The sequence below is a fragment of the Rhizobium sp. NPDC090279 genome (genome assembly GCF_044769665.1).
Taxonomy (GTDB): Bacteria; Pseudomonadota; Alphaproteobacteria; order Rhizobiales; family Rhizobiaceae; genus Rhizobium.
Window position 1 is genome coordinate 28,478 of record NZ_JBIVYI010000020.1, and the last position, 16,548, is coordinate 45,025.

A 16,548-nucleotide genomic window follows, 5' to 3' on the forward strand; every position below is an offset into this window, starting at 1 on the left:
GAATCATTGATGAGCATAGCTGAATAAACTGAAGGTGAAGGAGTTATCGATGCCAGCCAAGAATGAACGACGTCTTCGCATCGGCGTGCTCGGCGCGGGCCAGATTGCCCAGGCGGCGCATTTTGAAAGTTGCACCAAGGCTGTCAACGCAGACCTCTACGCCATTTGCGATGTCGCCGACGATCTGCGCGAGAGGATGGCGATCACCCATGGGGCCGAAAAGACCTACGCCGATTACGACCGGATGCTGGCCGATCCGGATATTGACGCCGTCATCATCGCGACGGCGGATGCCTTCCACGTGCCCGCCTCGATCAAGGCGCTGGAAGCCGGCAAGCATGTGCTTTGCGAAAAGCCGGTCGGGGTGACGGTCGAAGAGTGCCTGGAACTGAAGGCTGCCGTTGAGCGATCGGGCAAGACCTTCCAGGTCGGCCATATGAAGCGGTTCGATGCCGGGCTGCAGGCGGCCAAGGGCTTCATCCGCGAGGAGATGGGCGAGATGGTCGCGCTCAAGGCCTGGTATTGCGACAGCACCCATCGCTACCCGATGACCGACGCCGTGCAGCCATTGATCGTCACCAGCGCCAACGCACGTAAGCCGTCAACCAATCCGAAGGCGGATCTGCGTCGCTACTACATGCTGGCGCATGGCTGCCACCTGATCGACACGGCCCGCTATTTCGCCGGCGACATCGTCTCGGTGCATGCCCGCCTGTCGGAGCGCGCCGGCATCTGGTGCTGGTTCGTCGATGTCGAATTCGCCTCCGGCACGCTCGGTCATCTCGATCTCACCGTGCAGGTGCGGATGGACTGGCACGAAGGCTTCCAGATCTACGGCAAAAACGGCAGCATCCTCGGCAAGACCTATAATCCCTGGTACTACAAGACGAGTGAGGTCGACATCTTCCGCGAGGCCGACGGCATGACGCATCGTGTGCTCGGCGCCGACGGCCATTTCTATCGCCGGCAGGTGGAGGGCTTTGCCCGCACCATTCTCGACGGCGCGGCGATGGAAGGCGCCGATATTGATGACGGTCTCGCCTCGGTGCAGGCGATGGTCGCCATCGCCCGCTCCGTCGAACGCGGCAAGGCCGTCGCACTGGCCGACGTGACGGGCGGTGTGTGATGAAGCTCGGCATCTTCGCCAAGACCTTCGATGGATCAGACCCCGCAGCCGTCCTCAGATCCGTTGCCGATGCAGGCTTCGCCTCAGCGCAATACAACATGGCTTGCTCCGGTCTGGCGCCGATGCCCGATACGATCGGCGCAGAGCAGGCGGCCGCAGTCGCCGCCGGTGCCAAGGGAGCCGGGGTCGAGATCGTCGCCGTCTCCGGCACCTATAACATGATCCATCCCGATATCGCCGTGCGCGAGGCCGGACATCTCAGGCTGGAAGAGCTTGCCAAGCATTGCGCCACGATGTCGACGGGGCTGATCACGCTATGCACCGGCACGCGCGACCCCCTTGATCAATGGCGGGCGCATTCCGGCAACGATCTGCCCGATGCGTGGCGGGATCTGCTTGAAGCCATGGAAATCGCCATCGAGATCGCCGAGCGATACGATGTCGATCTCGGCATCGAGCCGGAATTGGCCAATGTCATCAACTCCGCGCAAAAGGCACATCGCCTGATTGCCGAACTCAAGAGCCCGAGACTGAAGGTCGTGATCGATCCGGCCAATCTCTTCGAGGTTGCCCCGTTGGACGAGCAGCGCAGCATCGTATCATCAGCCATCGATCTCCTGGCCGATCACATCGTCATGGCCCATGCGAAGGATCGCAATCCGGATGGCAGTTTTGCAACCGCCGGCAAGGGCGTTCTCGATTATCCCCACTATCTCGGCAGGCTAAAAGCTGTTGGTTTCGATGGCAGTCTGGTGACCCATGGTCTCGCGGCGGCAGAAGCGGCCGGTGTGGCAGCCTTTCTACAGGGCATCGTTGCGACAGGAGAAAAGCGATGAGTGAGATAGCAATGTTTCGGACGAGCGACGGCACCCTTATGAATGTCGAAATGTCCGGGGAGGGTCCGCCAGTAGTCTTCCACCATGGCTTGTTGGGTGATGCGAACCAAGCAGCGGAAGAAGCCTTTCCGGCCGACACTGGCTTTCGCCGCATATCAATCGAGGCAAGAGGCCATGGCCGATCCGAGGCCGGCGACCCGGGTTGTTTCTCTATCGCCACCTTTGCTGACGATGTAGCATCCTACATCGAGAAGCAGATCGCCGCGCCGGTCGTGCTCGGTGGCATCTCCATGGGCGCAGCAATCTCACTGCGTCTGGCAGTCACGCGCCCAAATCTGGTGCGTGCGCTCATCCTTTCCCGGCCAGCATGGCTGACCCAATCCGCCCCGGAGAATATGGCTCCCAATGCGGAGGTCGGGCGTCTCTTGCGCGAGATGCCGCTGGAGGAGGGCAAAGAGGCGTTCCTTGGCGGCAGCATCGGTCGGCGGCTGGCTATCGAAGGCCCTGACAATCTTAACTCGCTGCTCGGCTTTTTTTCGCGCCCCCCCCACAATATCACGGCAGCGCTTTTGACGGCGATTTCCAATGACGGGCCCGGTGTCACTGATGCTGAGGTGCGCCAGATATCGATGCCGACACTGATCATCGGAAATGATCGCGATCCCATCCATCCGATAGCCTATGCCGAGGGTCTCGCGGAAAGAATTTCAGGCGCGCGCTTCGTGAAAATTACATCCAAGGCTGAAAGCCGTTCCCAACATCAGGCCGATTTTCGCAGGGCGATGGGCGCTTTTCTCAAGGACCTAAAAGCTAATGACTGATCCTTCCAAGAACTGGATTGCCGATCTTCCCCGCGATCGACTGATCGGAGAATTCTCCGTCTGGTCAGCCGATCTGGTCCACTTGGCCGATGATCTCGCGCGCGTCGATCCCCATGTCGATGTCCTTCATATCGATGTCGCCGATGGTCACTTCGCTCCGGCCATGTTGTTCTTCCCCGATCTGGTCGCCGGCGTGAGAAAGGTCTCCAAGCGCCCGATCCATGTTCACCTCATGGTGGCCGACGATATCCTTCTGCCGCAGATCGAACAGTTTGCCGATGCGGGCAGCGATCTGATCAGCATCCATCTCGAAAACGAGGCCGTCGCGGATGCCGCGCTGGATCTGCTGGATCGGCGCGGCATTGCTACCGGCATAGTGCTCAAGGTCGAAACGCCCGTCTCTCGGGTGGAGAAATACGTCGCGCGCCTCGATTTCCTGACGCTTCTCGGAACGGCGATCGGTGTCAAGGGGCAGGGGCTGGACGAGCGGGCAGGCGAGCGGCTGCAGCAGGCCAAGCGACTCATCGATGGCTGCAGTGCTAGGCACAGGATCGTTCTCGCCGCAGATGGCGGTATCCGCGAACATACGGTTCCGCTCCTTCGCCAGGCCGGTGCCGAGACTGTTGTCCTCGGCTCGCTGGCCTTCAACGCCCCCTCGCTGCAGCAGAGGATGGCGTGGCTTCATGCGCTTTGATATGAGGTAACGAGTGAGCCGGTTCGCGATCGGAATTGATTTGGGTGGGACGCAGGTCCGCGCCGCCTTGGTGGATGAGCGCGGCAACATCTATCAACGTTCGGAGGAGCGTACCGACGCAGAAGCTGGTCCCGATCGGGTGCTCGACCAAATACGCGTGCTTGCGGACAAATTTCTTTCGGTCTGCGATCCCGCGGCCATAGTTGGAATCGGCGTATCAGCACCTGGCCCGCTTGATACAAACACGGGAACCGCACTCGACATACCGACATTGCGCGGCTTCTCGAACTATCCCTTGCAGGAGGAGTTGCAGAAGCGTCTCCGACTCCCCGTCAAACTTGAAAATGACGGAATCGCTGCGGCAATCGGCGAGTGGCAGTTCGGCGCCGGTCGTGGCGTGGCAAACCTTGTCTATGTCACCGTCAGCACGGGCATTGGTGGGGGTGCAATCGCGGATGGCCGCGTCGTGCGTGGCCGCAAGGGAATGGCCGGCCATGTCGGTCATATGTCCATCGTGCCGGATGGAGAACTCTGCCCTTGCGGCAACAAGGGCTGTTTCGAAGCTTATGCCTCGGGCACGGCCTTTGCCAAACGGGCGCGAGCAAGGGTTGTGGAATATAGCAAAACCTCGCTATCGATAGATGGCGAAACCCTCGATAGCCGTAGCGTCTTTGCCGCCGCAGCCACTGGCGACCCGCTTGCCAATAGGCTTGTTGATGAGGAGGCCGAAATCCTCGGCCGTGGCTTTACCAATCTGCTTCATATCTTCAGCCCGGAGATCGTCATCATGGGTGGTGGCCTGTCCCATCAGTTCGAGCGTTTGCGGCCGGGTATTCAAGCCTACATGGCGCGATGGGCAATGCCTGCGTTTCGCGACGTAAAGGTCGTGCGTTCCGCACTTGGGCAAAACTCTGGTTTGGTCGGTGCGGCCGCACTAGCGTTTCTCGCGCAGCGTTCGACGTAAACGTGGATGGAACTCCGATCTGTTTTGTCCCGCGGGCTGCGGAGTCCGGGCGATTGAGCGGCACGAGCAATGCGTTTTCGCGTGCCCGCAAACTAGTTGTCGGCCATGTCACCGCCTGACTCCACGGCAAAGTCAAGCTGGTTTACAAACTTTCGAGGCGGCGCAGGAGGTCAACTGCTGCAACCAAGGTCTCTTGCTCCGATTGGGACAACTTTGCGACTGCAGCCACCAGCCATTCGTGTTTTGCGAGCTTGACCTGTTTGCGAGTATCCAGGCCCTCCTCGGTCAACCCAAAGAGAATCTGGCGCCCGTCATTGGGATCCGGCCGACGTTCGACCAACCCTTCTTCCTCCATCGCGGCCAACGTCATCCCCATTGACTGAGGTTTGACGGCTTCGGCGCGCGCGAGGTCAGCAATCGTCATCGCGCCGACCTGCTCGAGGCGTCCCATTATCGCAACCTGTGTCCATGACAATTCGCGCGTGTTCGAAACAGCCCGTAAACGCCGTTGAAACTGACCTACAACAGGCAATAGCTCTGCCACAGCCGTCTCTACATCTGCTTTTCGACTCATCCCGGGACCATATAAGCTGTTCAAAAAAGTTGCACTTATCCTTTAGACTCGCACAGCTTGTCTGCCAAGTGAAGGCAATTGTCGACCGTCTCGACTAGCGCCGTATCGCTGCGGGCGTCGGCGTCAAAAGCCAATTTTCGGGGGGTACGCCCAATAAGGGGAAGTGAATATTAGTTTGTGTCTTTAGCAAACCCTCTGCGGGCTCACGCAAAGCGCAGATTGTCGATGATCTCTTCCTGTCCGTCTCTGCGGATCACGAGCTTCCGCATGCCGCGTTCGAGAATATCCCCATAGTCATGGCCTGCTTCGACGTTGCAGGCCCAAACAAAGACGAGCTTTTCCACGCCGGTATTGATGGAGCGATGCGCCCAATCGGGTGGGATGAAGGCGCAGACACCTGGATCCATGCGCACGATCTCGCTTTGTCCGTCTCTCGATTCCAGCAGGAGCACACCGTGGCCGCTCTGGGTGTAGTAGATCTCGCCCATGTCGCGCCTCTCATGAAAGTGGCCCCGGGTCATGAAGAATTCCTCGCCGACCGTTCCGGGCTCCATCGTGGTGGTGCCGAAGAAGAGGTCGCCGCCGTCCTTCTTGTACTCGACAACTTCGTAGACGACCGGATCGTTGCGCTCGGACACGATCGTCTCCAACGCGGCCCGATCCTGAAAGATCTGCCGCAGGTCGCTCAAACGCTTCGTGTAACGGCCGGTCTCCGGCGAAACGCTTCCGGTTTGACCATTGATGAGCACTCCTTCGGGCAAAAGCATCTGCAATTCCTTGAAATCTTGGCCTAAGACTAAGCCCTGAATGACAATCTTTTGCCGGCAGGAGTCGAATGTGTTCGGTTGACTTTGCTGCAGGAGAAGAAATGCACTCCAACATTTAGCCTGCGAACGGTCTCTCCGGCGCTAGATAAATCTTGCTGAGATCGGTCTCATAGTCAATGTTGTTGTCGAAGAATCGTTTTGTTCAACGATGTTCGGCGAGGCATAATCGGCGAGCAAAAACCGCTCTACCACGCTTCGTCCTCTCGGTGATGAGCTCGTTCATTGCCTCCAAGCGCCCACTGGCGGGCTCCGTATTAAACGGTTAGAACCGGTGCAGGAATGCAGCTTTTGGGTCGTAATGGTGTCGGATAGCGTGGAAAAAAACGGAAAAACTGGTGGAGATAGGCCCGCCCGCCTTATCGATGTCGCGCGGCGTGCCGAGGTTTCGCGCGCCACCGCTGCCCGTGCTCTCGGCGGGTACGGCCTTGTCAATGAGGAGACGAGAGAGCGGGTTGCCGCCGCTGCCCGTGAGCTGAACTACAGCGCCAACGTTGTCGCCCGCGCCATGCGGGCGGGCAGCACGCGGACAATCGGTATCGTCGTCGCCGATATCAGCAACTCGTTCTTCAGCTATGCCACGAGGGCCATCATAGATACGGCCGGCCAGGCTGGCTATCAGACCCTGGTCCTCAATACCGATGACGATCTCACCAAGGAAATCGATGCAGTCCGAGTGTTGTTGGAAAAGCGCGTAGACGGGCTCATCGTCGTTCCGTCGTCGCGGACCAAGTATGACCACCTCGTACTCGAATCGGATCTGGCAAAGCCTCTCGTGCTGCTTGATCGTCGCGTAGAAGGCTTCGACGCAGTCACTGCCTGCACTGACGACCGTTCCGGTGCGAGGGCGGCTGTGGATCTCTTCCTCGAGCGTGGCCATGTGCATATCGGGCTTCTGTTCGCGACTGCCGCTGCACATGGAACCGAAACGGCACAGCCGAAGGGCGTCGTATCCACAGTGCTTGATCGCGTCGCCGGCGCATTGGATGCGGTCTCCGGGAAGGCGGTCCCAGCGCCTGTCATCCGGTATAGTCGCAGCGAATTGGGGGCTAGCCGTGAAGCGGCCCTGGAGCTTCTCGCTCAACGCCCGCGCCCGACGGCCATTCTTGCCACCAACGAAGAGATGGCCTTGGGCGTTTTGGCAGCCTGCGGGGAGCTCGGTCTTTCGATTGGCAGCGATGTCTCATTGGTCAGTTTCGACGATACGCCATGGGCAAAGGTTATAGCACCTGCCGTCTCAGTGATCCGGCGCCCGGTGTACGAACTCGGATATGCCGCAGTCACGGCTCTCATTCGTGAAATGAAAGGCGACGGCAAGCCAGCAAGCATCGAGCTGCCGACTCAACTAATCGACCGCTTCTCGGTTGCCAACCTTTTGAAAAAATAGATTTCTTCCGCCCACTATCGCCGAAATGCCGAGGCGAAATCCGATCTTGATCGGATGCGTCTTTGGGTTCGGTCGCCTCGCAAATCCCAAAAAGAGATCGATCTCTATTGACACAGACGCCTGTTTGAGTCATTTTCGCCTAGTGAGATCGATCTCACTAGGGAGGATACTATGATTTTGATGAGAACGAAGCGTCTCCTGGCCGGAGCCGTGTTTGCTGGCGTTGCCCTTGCATTGGGAGCAGCAGCTCCAGCAGCAGCCAAAGAGGTTAAGAGCGTCGGCATCTCCGTTGGATCGCTTGGCAACCCGGGTTTTGTCATTATTTCCAACACGGCGACGCGGCTGATCAAGAAGGCCAATCCAAACGCGCAGGTGACGACGGTCGGCTACGACTACGACCTCGGCAAGCAGGTCAACCAGATCGACAACTTCATTGCGGCTGGCGTCGACTTCATTCTGCTGAACCCGGGCGATCCGAAGGCGATTTCGCCGGCGATCAAGAAGGCACAGGCCGCCGGTATTCCGGTTGTGGCCTTCGACACGACGGCTGAGGGCGCCGATGCGTCCATCACGACCGACAACGTCATGGCTGGCCGGGTCGCTTGCCAATACATCGTTGACAAGTTGCAGGGCAAAGGCAACGTCATCATCCAGAATGGGCCACAGGTCTCGTCCGTGATCGATCGCGTCAATGGATGCAAGGAAGCACTCGGAAAGGCTGCTGGCATCAAGATCCTGTCCGACGATCAGGACGGCAAGGGCTCGCGCGACGGCGGCATGGCCGTAGCGCAGGGCTACCTGACCCGCTTCCCGAAGATCGATGCCGTGTTCACGATCAACGATCCGCAGGCGATCGGCACGGCGCTGGCCGCCAAACAGGCTGGTCGCAGCGACTTCTTCATCACCTCGGTCGACGGCTCGCCTGACATCGAAGCTGCCCTGAAGGATCCGAACTTTGACATGATCAAGGCTTCGGCAAGCCAGGACTTTTATGCTATTCCGAAGGTGTCGGTCGAAACGGCCCTTGACCTCATCAACGGCAAGAAGCCCGCCAAGCCGGTCATCCTGATCCCGTCGACCTTGGTTACTCGCGAGAATGTCGGCGAGTACAAGGGATGGAACTTCAAGCACGAAGATTGAGCCTTCTCAAATCACGAGCAGAACCCTCCCCGGTCGCCGGGGAGGGCACCTTCAATATTGGAAAAGATCTGGACATGACGAAGCTCAGCCAAGCAACCCTGCGGTCTCTCGGCCCGAATGTGACAACGCCAGGCTATGATCGTAGCCTTCTGCGGACCGGTATTGTTCACTTTGGCGTCGGAAACTTTCATCGCGTTCATCAGGCACTTGCGATCGAGGCGTGCCTGCATCATCCCGGCAATGAGGGATGGGCAATAACGGGTGTTGGTTTGACGGACGGGTTGGCGGCTTCGGCGAAGGCCGACGCTTATCGCCAGCAGGACAATCTTTATACCGTTACCGAGTTGACTTCGCCCAACCCGCGTCAGACGCAGGTTGTCGGTGCAATGATCGAGTACCTCCATGCTCCCAATTCCCCCGAAACGGTTCTGGCGCGTCTCGTTGATCCTGCGACGCGTATCGTCTCGCTTACCATCACCGAAGGCGGCTACAACATCGACGAGGCGACCGGCAATTTCCGCGTCGATGCACCTGAGGTGCGTGAGGAGCTGGCCGGCGGTCCCCCTAAGACCGTGTTTGGCTACATCGTCGCCGCCCTGGCGCGCCGCCGAAGTGATGGGCTGCTGCCCTTCACCGTTCTCTCCTGCGATAACCTTCCGCGCAACGGCGATACGACTCGGCTTGGCGTCGTGACCTTCGCAAAGGCCGTTGATGAGGACCTTGCCGCCTGGATCGACCAACATGGCGCTTTTCCGAATTCGATGGTCGACCGGATCGCGCCGCAGGTGCCGGAGGTCGAGCGCTTGCGCCTGGCTGAACTGACCGGTGTCGACGATCTGGTGCCGGCAACCTGCGAAACTTACACGAGTTGGGTTGTCGAGGATCGATTCTGCGCCGGGCGACCACCGCTCGAGCTTGCGGGCGTTGTCTTTAGCGACGAAGTCGCGGCCTATGTCGCCGTCAAGGGCAGACTATCCAACGCCGCCCATATGCTGATGTGCTATCCTTCCTTGTTAATGGGATCGCGCTTTGTTGACGAGGGGATGCTGCAACCGAATATCGTCGAACTGCTCCAGGCCTTCTGGGATCGCGACGCGAGCGATCTCGTTGTTCCTCCTTCGGGTTATTCCATCCCCGCCTTTACCGGTAAAGTGATCGAACGCTTTGCCAACCCAGCGATCAAGGATCAGTTGCTGCGGGTTTGCGGCGACGGCGCCTCAAAGATTGTCGTTTTCCATGGCAAGACAATCACGCAGTTGATCGCGAACGGCAGCGATCTTGCCCGCGAGGCTTTTCTTATCGCATGCTTTGGTCGCTACCTGCGCGGGATCGACGATCGTGGCGAGCGTTATGAAATTTTCGAGCCCCATATCAGCAAGAGTGACTGGGCGCTTTTGCGCTCGGAGGATCCGACGGGAGTCCTCGACATCGAAGCTTTCCGCGGATTGCAGCTACGGCAAAGCGGTCGCTTCGTAAATGCCTTCCAAACCATATCGGATCAGCTTCTGTTGATGGGAACGACTGCGACACTCAAGCAGCTATTGGCTTAGGACGAGAGAGATGAGCAACACATCGACAGCACCTTTTCTGGAAATGCGGAACGTTTCCAAAAGCTTCGGCCAGAACCGGGCGCTGACGAACGTGACGCTTGATTTCAAGCTCGGCGAAATTCATGCGCTGATGGGCGAGAATGGAGCTGGCAAATCCACCTTGATGAAGATCCTGGCGGGCGCCTACATCCCGGATGCGGGCTCGGAAATCCTGATCGACGGCAAGAAAGTTGCAATCGCCGGGCCGATGGCGGCCAAGCAGCTGGGCATTTCGATCATCTATCAGGAGCTCGCGCTGGCCCCCAACCTCACGGTTGCGGAAAATATCTATCTGGGGCGCGAGGCTTCGCGTGCCGCCCTCATCAACAGAGAGATGATGTTTTCAGGCGCCGAAACTGTGCTGCGGCGTCTCGGCGCGAGCTTCACCGCCAGGGACAAGGTCTCAATCCTGTCAATCGCCGAGCGGCAGCTGGTGGAGATTGCGCGTGCCGTCCATGCCCGCTCGCGCATCCTGATCATGGACGAGCCGACGACGACCCTGTCGGAGCGGGAGACCGAGCGGTTGTTCGCCCTCGTTCGCCAGCTCCGGCAGGAAGGCCTTGCGATCGTCTACATCAGCCACCGCATGAAGGAAGTCTATGAGCTTTCCGACCGGGTCTCCGTGCTGCGCGATGGCAATTACGTCGGCACGCTGACGCATGATGCCATCACGCCGGAGGCCGTGGTGCGCATGATGGTCGGCCGCGATCTCTCATCCTTCTACAAGAAGGAACACGACGCTCATGGCAGCCGTGGCCGGCCCATCCTGTCGGTCAAGGACATCAGCGATGGTAGCCGCGTCAAACCTTGCTCCTTCGACATTCATGAAGGCGAGGTTCTCGGCATTGCCGGTCTCGTCGGCGCCGGCCGAACCGAACTGGCGCGACTGATCTACGGCGCGGACGCCAAGGTGTCGGGAACGGTCGCTGTCGATGGCCGCGAGGTCGTTATCCGTACACCGCTCGATGCCGTCAACGCCGGGATTGCCTACCTGACGGAGGATCGGAAAGCCCTCGGCCTGATGCTCGACATGTCGGTGTCGGAGAACATCAATCTCGGTGTGATCTCACGGGACGCGCGACTGCTCGGTTTTCTCAATCGTAACAGGGGGCGCCAGCGGACGTCGGCGGCAATCCAGGCAACCGGCATTCGCACCTCGTCGCCGGACGCATCGGTCGGCGGGCTTTCCGGCGGGAACCAGCAAAAGGTCCTGCTCTCGCGCCTGCTGGAAACGAAGCCTCGCATCCTGATTCTCGATGAGCCTACCCGCGGCGTCGATATCGGCGCAAAATCGGAAATCTACCGCCTGATCGACAAGCTCGCTCGGGAGGGCGTGGGCGTGGCGGTGATTTCTTCGGAACTGCCGGAGATCATAGGGATCTGCGATCGCGTCATCGTCATGCGCGAAGGTCACGTCGCCGGCGAAGTCGGCGGAACAGCCGGTGAAATCACCCAGGAAAACATCATGGCCATTGCGACTTCAGCAGAACAGCAAGCGGCATAGAAACCTGCGGCGCCCGACCAGGGCGCGCATTGCAAAGTGAGGAGGATGCCATGACATCGACCAACCCTTCCGCCGCTGAGGCGCAAGCCCGCAAGCTGTCTCTAAGCGCGACGCTGCGCGCCCTCGGCATGTTGCCGGCGCTTGTGCTGATCGCCATTCTGTTTCAGCTTCTGTCCGGATATGTGGAGACCGGCACACTGACCTGGAGCGACGGTCGGTTCATGGCCTGGAACAACCTGTCGATCGTGGCCCAGCAGGCGTCGATCAATACGGTTCTCGCGGCCGGCATGACCTTCGTCATCCTGACCGGCGGTATCGACCTGTCGGTTGGTGCGGTGCTTGCCGCAGCAGCCATGCTGGCGATGCTGGCGTCCCTCATCCCGGGCATGGGCATGATTGGTATCGTCGTGGCGCTCGTTGCCGGCATCGTGCTTGGGCTTATCAATGGCGCGTTGATTGCATTCATGCGTCTGCCGCCCTTCATCGTCACGCTCGGCACCATGACATCCGTCCGCGGCCTTGCACGACTGTTCGGCAACGATAACACGGTTTTCAACTCAAACCTTCCGTTTGCCTTCATCGGCAATGGTACGTTCCTTGGCATTCCGTGGCTGATCATTATCGCTCTGGCGACGGTTGTGATCTCCTGGCTGATCTTGCGCCGTACCGTTCTAGGCATGCGGATCTATGCCGTCGGCGGTAATCCGGAGGCGTCACGCCTTGCCGGCATCAAGGTCTGGCTCATCACGCTCTTCGTTTATGGCATGTCGGGTCTGCTCGCCGGTCTCGGCGGCGCCATGTCGGCAGCAAAGCTCTATGCGGCAAACGGCCTGCAGCTCGGCCAGTCCTATGAGCTCGACGCCATCGCGGCGGTTATCCTCGGTGGGACCAGCTTTGTCGGTGGCGTAGGTTCGATCTGGGGGACGCTGATCGGCGCGCTCATCATCGCGGTGCTTTCGAACGGCCTCATCCTCACCGGCGTTTCCGATATCTGGCAATTCATCATCAAGGGGCTGGTCATTATCGGTGCCGTCGCGCTCGACCGCCTGCGCATGTCGGGCAACGCCCGGACCTAATTCAACAACGCGTGCAGGCGGCGCGCGTTTGCCAACTTATGAAACGTGGCAGAAGGAACGACAAATGGCCACCTCACTCTCTCTTGCCAATCTGGCTGTCATTTCGACGCGGGTGCCAGTGCCGACTTATTTGCGGGAGAACCTTACAGCCGGGATCGTGCATTTCGGCGTCGGCAATTTTCATCGTTCGCACCAGGCCGTCTATCTCGACGCATTGTTGAACGCCGGACACGCCCACGATTGGGCGATTATCGGCGCCGGGGTTACCGCCCATGACAGTGCGATGCGGGAGAAGCTGAGGGCGCAGGACTATCTGACCACAGTGGTCGAGCAGGATGTCGGCAGGACCGCAGCGCATGTCACTGGCGTCATGATCGACTTCCTGACCAATAGCGACCGTGTCAGGCTTATCGATACGCTTGCCGACCCGGCGATCCGTATCGTCTCGCTGACGATCACCGAAGGAGGCTATTTCATCAACCCGGCATCGGGGAGCTTCGATAAGGATCATCCTGCCATTCGCGCCGACGCGCTGCAGCCTGGCGATCCGAAGACCGTGTTCGGGATCATTCTTGCCGGGCTGAGGCGCCGTCGAGCCGCGGGCATTTTACCCTTCACCATTCTGTCTTGCGACAATATCCCGGGTAACGGTCATGTCGCCATGAACTCCGTTGCCGGCCTTGCGCGTCTCTCCGACGGCGAGTTTGCCGACTGGATAGAGGCAAACGTCGCCTTTCCGAACGCGATGGTCGATCGCATCACGCCGGCGACGAGCCCTCGGGAAGTGGAGCATTGCCGGGACACATTCGGGATCGATGATCAATGGCCGGTCTATTGCGAGGAGTTCAAGCAATGGGTGCTCGAGGACAAGTTCCCCGCCGGCAGGCCGGCGCTCGAGAAGGTGGGCGTGACCTTCGTGTCGGATGTCGCGCCCTATGAACTGATGAAGCTTCGCATCCTCAATGGCGGTCATGCCTCGATCGCCTATCCCGGCGAGCTGCTCGATATCCAATTCGTGCACGAGGCCATGGAGGACCCGCAGATTGGGGCCTTCCTGGCGAAACTCGAACGGGATGAGATCATCCCGACCGTGCCGCCGGTGCCGAACACCGATCTCTATTCCTACGCAGATCGCGTTCAGCAACGCTTTCATAATCCAAAGGTTGCCGATACGATTGCACGCCTCGCCTATGACGGCTCCAATCGGCAACCGAAGTTCATCATCCCGGTCATCGCCGATCGTATTCGCGCCGGCGGAAGCGTCGATGGGCTGGCCCTGGTTTCGGCCCTCTGGTGCCGCTACTGCTTTGGAGCCACGGATTCCGGCAGGCGGCTCACGCCGAGCGATCCCAAATGGGACATCCTGCAGTCGGCCTCCAGGGCGGCGAGAACAAACCCGCTCGCATGGATCTCGCAATCCGACATATACGGCGACCTGGCACAGTCCGGCTCCTTCGCCGAAGCTTTTGGCAAGAACCTGCGATCGCTTTGGCGCATCGGGACGCGCCTGACGCTGAGCCACTACGCGAATGGCAGCCTGTAAGCGCGGATCGCACTTCGGAGTATTTCCATGCATTGCTATCTCGGGATCGACATCGGCACCACCGCGGTGAAAGCCGCGGCAATCGGCCTGGACGGATCTCTTATCAAGTCGTCAGAGGTGATGATTGAAACGATCAGGCCAAGGGCAGGGTGGTCCGAGCAGGACCCGGATGCCTGGGTCGAGGCCGCGCATTTCTGCATCGCCAAGATCGCCGAGGGACTCCCCGCCAGATTGAGCAACGTTCTCGCGATCGGCTTTTCCGGACAGATGCATGGTCTGATCGCTCTTGGTGAGGACAACCGCCCGCTCCGAAATGCCATTCTTTGGAACGACGACCGGGCGTCGGCCGAGGCCGTATATTTGAATGGGGCAGCTCCCGATCTGGGGACTTCCCTTGGCGTTCCCGCGACGCCAAGTTTCCTTGCTCCGAAATGGCTCTGGTTGGCAAAGAACGAACCGGACGTCGCAGCGCGTGCGCGCAAGATTCTGTTTCCCAAAGACTATGTGCGAATGGCGTTCACCGGCGACATATCGACCGACGTCGTCGATGCGTCCGGCGGATGGCTATTGGATCAGGTGGCGCGATCATGGTCCGACCGAGCACTTGGCCTGTGCAATCTCTCCGCGGATCTGTTGCCGAAGCTCTGCGAAAGCGCGACGGTCGTCGGCGCGGTATCTCCCTCCGCGTCTGCGCGCTTCGGTCTGCCGCAAGGGGTGCCGGTGGTGGTGGGTGCGGGCGACGCGGCAGCAGGATGCGTGGGTTTGCGCATGGTCCGGCCGGGTCAAGGCTTCATCAATCTGGGCACGTCGGCGCAAATCTTCATCACCAGCGATCGGCACGAGCCCTCTCCCGCTGAGATGATCCATAGCTTCAGCCACGCACTGCCGAGCCGATGGTTCCGCATGGCTGCCCTGTTGAACGGTGCGAGCGCGCTTGGATGGCTTGCAAGGATATTCTCCGAAACGCCGGCGAAGTTGGCATCGGAAGCGGCAAGGGCCTGGTCGGCCGATACGCCGCTATTTTTACCCTATTTGGCTGGTGAAAGAACCCCGCACAATGACCCGCATGCGCGGGGAGTATTTTCCGGTCTTGCCTCAGCAAATGAACGCGCGGATCTTGCTGCGGCCACTCTGGATGGTGTTGCTCTGGCACTGCGCGCTGCTTTCGATGCACTCGCCCGCAGCGGTTCGGTCTCATCTGTCCTCGGCGCAACCGGTGGCGGCACGCGCGACAGGTTCTGGCTGCGCCTGATCGCGTCTTCGCTAAACCTCCCGATCGAAGTTTACGGCGGCGCAGCCAGCGGCGCTGCCGTTGGGGCAGCTCTATTGGCGCGGGCAGTCTCGTTCCCGCTAGAGGATTTGCCACCGTTGTCTGTATCGGATCACATTGAGCCAAACCGGGAAATGTCGGAAATACTCGATGACCGATATTCTCGCTTTACAAAGCTGTATGTGACAGCCGTGGCGAATAGGGCAAGCGGTGTGGCCTAAACCCTCCTGGCGGGGCTAAGATCTGAAAGGGTGCTCTTCTGCAAATTCAGTTAGTTGCATCCGTCACGGCTTTCCACTGCGCCATTGCCCGGATCCGATGAATGTGGGTGGCCAGGGCTGGGTGTTTCTGACGCGATGCGAGGAAGAGATTTCGAGCTGCTGAAAAGACTGAGATCAAGCGTTGCAGGCCACCGAAAGAACGAAACCCCTGCATCATTCGTTCTCGCTATTGAGGTGGTAGGTGCGGATTCGCCGCACGATTGTTCAAGTCCTTGTGGCATCGATGCTGGAGATGGAAATCACGACCTCATCCAAACGCCAGACATCCTTTTGCGAAGGCTTCCTTCTGCGCAACTGCTTTGCGTAAGCTGCCCCGAAATTGCGGCCCCGCGGCCGGTTCGCTTTTCACAAGGCGCGACAATGCCACGCTCCAGCAACATTTGATCGACCAGCCGCATGCTAGGCGGGAGCCGAAAGTACAGCCAGACCGCACGGGCGATGATCTGAAGTGGAAAACGATGGTTCTTGTAACTGATTGTCGGCGAGCTCAACCGCAGTCTCCTTGAGCGAAATTACGTGGGGACGATCGGGCTCGACCGTTGCTCCAGCACGTTTCTATTGGCACGATCGAAACGTTGAAAGTGGAGCCTGAACATGCGCCTATCCGCCCCGCTGATTTCCAAAGCACGCCTTGAGCAACTACTGATTGGTACTTTGCCGGACCCCAAACAGGCTGGAACTGACAATGATGGGCGATCCCAGGAGGGCGCAAAAGCGATACATAAAGAAGGTTCGCCTGACAGCTCTAGTTCGGGCGATGTCACGTTGTTCGCTTAATCCCCGATAAGGCGTTTGCCGATGAATTTATGCAGTTGCGCCGGTCGCGACTTTCCAATGCGCCATTGCGCGGATGCGATGAATGTGGGTGGCCAGGGCTGAGCGTTTCTGATGTGGCGGCACGAAGAGATTTCTGACCGCT

The 16,548-nt window shown here is 59.4% G+C and carries 14 protein-coding genes and 2 pseudogenes; 12 read left to right on the plus strand and 4 right to left on the minus strand.

Annotated features, from left to right (window positions below; genetic code table 11):
• Positions 1-49 precede the first annotated feature (49 nt).
• Genes ACIQWP_RS30540 through ACIQWP_RS30560 form a run of 5 tightly spaced genes read left to right on the plus strand, consistent with a single transcriptional unit; the run spans position 50 to position 4,441 of the window.
• Positions 50-1,126, plus strand: coding sequence for a Gfo/Idh/MocA family protein (locus ACIQWP_RS30540; RefSeq protein WP_402795925.1), 1,077 nt, complete (start codon positions 50-52; stop codon positions 1,124-1,126).
• Positions 1,126-1,962: a sugar phosphate isomerase/epimerase family protein gene (locus ACIQWP_RS30545; protein WP_402795927.1), complete on the plus strand. Its 837-nt coding sequence runs from the start codon at positions 1,126-1,128 to the stop codon at positions 1,960-1,962. Before ACIQWP_RS30540 ends, ACIQWP_RS30545 begins: the two co-directional genes overlap by 1 nt.
• Positions 1,959-2,783, plus strand: a complete 825-nt coding sequence (locus ACIQWP_RS30550) for an alpha/beta fold hydrolase (RefSeq protein ID WP_402795929.1) — start codon at positions 1,959-1,961, stop codon at positions 2,781-2,783. Before ACIQWP_RS30545 ends, ACIQWP_RS30550 begins: the two co-directional genes overlap by 4 nt.
• Positions 2,776-3,477 carry a ribulose-phosphate 3-epimerase gene (locus tag ACIQWP_RS30555; RefSeq protein WP_402795932.1) on the plus strand — a complete coding sequence of 234 codons (702 nt, stop codon included), beginning with the start codon at positions 2,776-2,778 and terminating at the stop codon, positions 3,475-3,477. Before ACIQWP_RS30550 ends, ACIQWP_RS30555 begins: the two co-directional genes overlap by 8 nt.
• A 13-nt stretch (positions 3,478-3,490) precedes the next feature.
• Positions 3,491-4,441, plus strand: a complete 951-nt coding sequence (locus ACIQWP_RS30560; RefSeq protein WP_402795933.1) for an ROK family protein — start codon at positions 3,491-3,493, stop codon at positions 4,439-4,441.
• 142 nt (positions 4,442-4,583) lie between these two features.
• On the opposite strand, the gene ACIQWP_RS30565 is transcribed toward ACIQWP_RS30560, so the two are convergent.
• Together ACIQWP_RS30565 and ACIQWP_RS30570 are read right to left on the minus strand one after the other, a co-directional pair.
• Positions 4,584-5,015, minus strand: a complete 432-nt coding sequence (locus ACIQWP_RS30565) for a MarR family winged helix-turn-helix transcriptional regulator (RefSeq protein ID WP_402795955.1) — start codon at positions 5,013-5,015, stop codon at positions 4,584-4,586.
• 203 nt (positions 5,016-5,218) lie between these two features.
• Positions 5,219-5,782, minus strand: coding sequence for a glucose-6-phosphate isomerase family protein (locus tag ACIQWP_RS30570; protein WP_402795936.1), 564 nt, complete (start codon positions 5,780-5,782; stop codon positions 5,219-5,221).
• A 373-nt stretch (positions 5,783-6,155) separates the two neighbouring features.
• Here ACIQWP_RS30570 and ACIQWP_RS30575 point away from each other — a divergent pair, with 373 nt between their 5' ends.
• From ACIQWP_RS30575 to xylB, 7 genes are all read left to right on the plus strand, one after another.
• Positions 6,156-7,226 (plus strand): LacI family DNA-binding transcriptional regulator, encoded by a 1,071-nt coding sequence (locus tag ACIQWP_RS30575; RefSeq protein WP_402795938.1) that lies wholly within the window; start codon positions 6,156-6,158, stop codon positions 7,224-7,226.
• 171 nt (positions 7,227-7,397) lie between these two features.
• On the plus strand, positions 7,398-8,366 hold the full coding sequence (locus tag ACIQWP_RS30580; protein ID WP_402795940.1) for an ABC transporter substrate-binding protein: 969 nt from the start codon (positions 7,398-7,400) through the stop codon (positions 8,364-8,366).
• Positions 8,342-9,916, plus strand: a complete 1,575-nt coding sequence (locus tag ACIQWP_RS30585; protein WP_402795943.1) for a mannitol dehydrogenase family protein — start codon at positions 8,342-8,344, stop codon at positions 9,914-9,916. The genes ACIQWP_RS30580 and ACIQWP_RS30585 overlap by 25 nt, the downstream gene beginning before the upstream one ends.
• Positions 9,917-9,926: 10 nt before the next feature.
• Positions 9,927-11,459, plus strand: coding sequence for a sugar ABC transporter ATP-binding protein (locus ACIQWP_RS30590; RefSeq protein ID WP_402795945.1), 1,533 nt, complete (start codon positions 9,927-9,929; stop codon positions 11,457-11,459).
• Between the two features lie 50 nt (positions 11,460-11,509).
• On the plus strand, positions 11,510-12,535 hold the full coding sequence (locus ACIQWP_RS30595; protein ID WP_402795947.1) for a ribose ABC transporter permease: 1,026 nt from the start codon (positions 11,510-11,512) through the stop codon (positions 12,533-12,535).
• Positions 12,536-12,599: 64 nt separating this feature from the next.
• Positions 12,600-14,078: a mannitol dehydrogenase family protein gene (locus tag ACIQWP_RS30600; protein WP_402795950.1), complete on the plus strand. Its 1,479-nt coding sequence runs from the start codon at positions 12,600-12,602 to the stop codon at positions 14,076-14,078.
• A 27-nt stretch (positions 14,079-14,105) separates the two neighbouring features.
• On the plus strand, positions 14,106-15,569 hold the full coding sequence (gene xylB, locus ACIQWP_RS30605; protein WP_402795953.1) for a xylulokinase: 1,464 nt from the start codon (positions 14,106-14,108) through the stop codon (positions 15,567-15,569).
• 46 nt (positions 15,570-15,615) lie between these two features.
• Here xylB and ACIQWP_RS30610 read toward each other — a convergent pair.
• Both ACIQWP_RS30610 and ACIQWP_RS30615 read right to left on the minus strand, forming a co-directional pair.
• Positions 15,616-16,126 (minus strand): annotated as a pseudogene (locus tag ACIQWP_RS30610) (IS6 family transposase).
• Between the two features lie 307 nt (positions 16,127-16,433).
• Positions 16,434-16,548, minus strand: a pseudogene (locus ACIQWP_RS30615) (IS6 family transposase); the annotation flags it as partial.

Excerpts from the sequence above, each read along its gene's own strand:
- ACIQWP_RS30585 (WP_402795943.1), top strand. The coding sequence starts at position 8,342 with ATGGAACTTCAAGCACGAAGATTGAGCCTTCTCAAATCACGAGCAGAA.
- ACIQWP_RS30595 (WP_402795947.1), top strand. The coding sequence starts at position 11,510 with ATGACATCGACCAACCCTTCCGCCGCTGAGGCGCAAGCCCGCAAGCTG.
- ACIQWP_RS30580 (WP_402795940.1), top strand. The coding sequence starts at position 7,398 with ATGATTTTGATGAGAACGAAGCGTCTCCTGGCCGGAGCCGTGTTTGCT.
- xylB (WP_402795953.1), top strand. The coding sequence starts at position 14,106 with ATGCATTGCTATCTCGGGATCGACATCGGCACCACCGCGGTGAAAGCC.
- ACIQWP_RS30565 (WP_402795955.1), bottom strand. The coding sequence starts at position 5,015 with ATGAGTCGAAAAGCAGATGTAGAGACGGCTGTGGCAGAGCTATTGCCT.
- ACIQWP_RS30555 (WP_402795932.1), top strand. The coding sequence starts at position 2,776 with ATGACTGATCCTTCCAAGAACTGGATTGCCGATCTTCCCCGCGATCGA.
- ACIQWP_RS30545 (WP_402795927.1), top strand. The coding sequence starts at position 1,126 with ATGAAGCTCGGCATCTTCGCCAAGACCTTCGATGGATCAGACCCCGCA.
- ACIQWP_RS30540 (WP_402795925.1), top strand. The coding sequence starts at position 50 with ATGCCAGCCAAGAATGAACGACGTCTTCGCATCGGCGTGCTCGGCGCG.
- ACIQWP_RS30570 (WP_402795936.1), bottom strand. The coding sequence starts at position 5,782 with ATGCTTTTGCCCGAAGGAGTGCTCATCAATGGTCAAACCGGAAGCGTT.
- ACIQWP_RS30600 (WP_402795950.1), top strand. The coding sequence starts at position 12,600 with ATGGCCACCTCACTCTCTCTTGCCAATCTGGCTGTCATTTCGACGCGG.
- ACIQWP_RS30590 (WP_402795945.1), top strand. The coding sequence starts at position 9,927 with ATGAGCAACACATCGACAGCACCTTTTCTGGAAATGCGGAACGTTTCC.
- ACIQWP_RS30550 (WP_402795929.1), top strand. The coding sequence starts at position 1,959 with ATGAGTGAGATAGCAATGTTTCGGACGAGCGACGGCACCCTTATGAAT.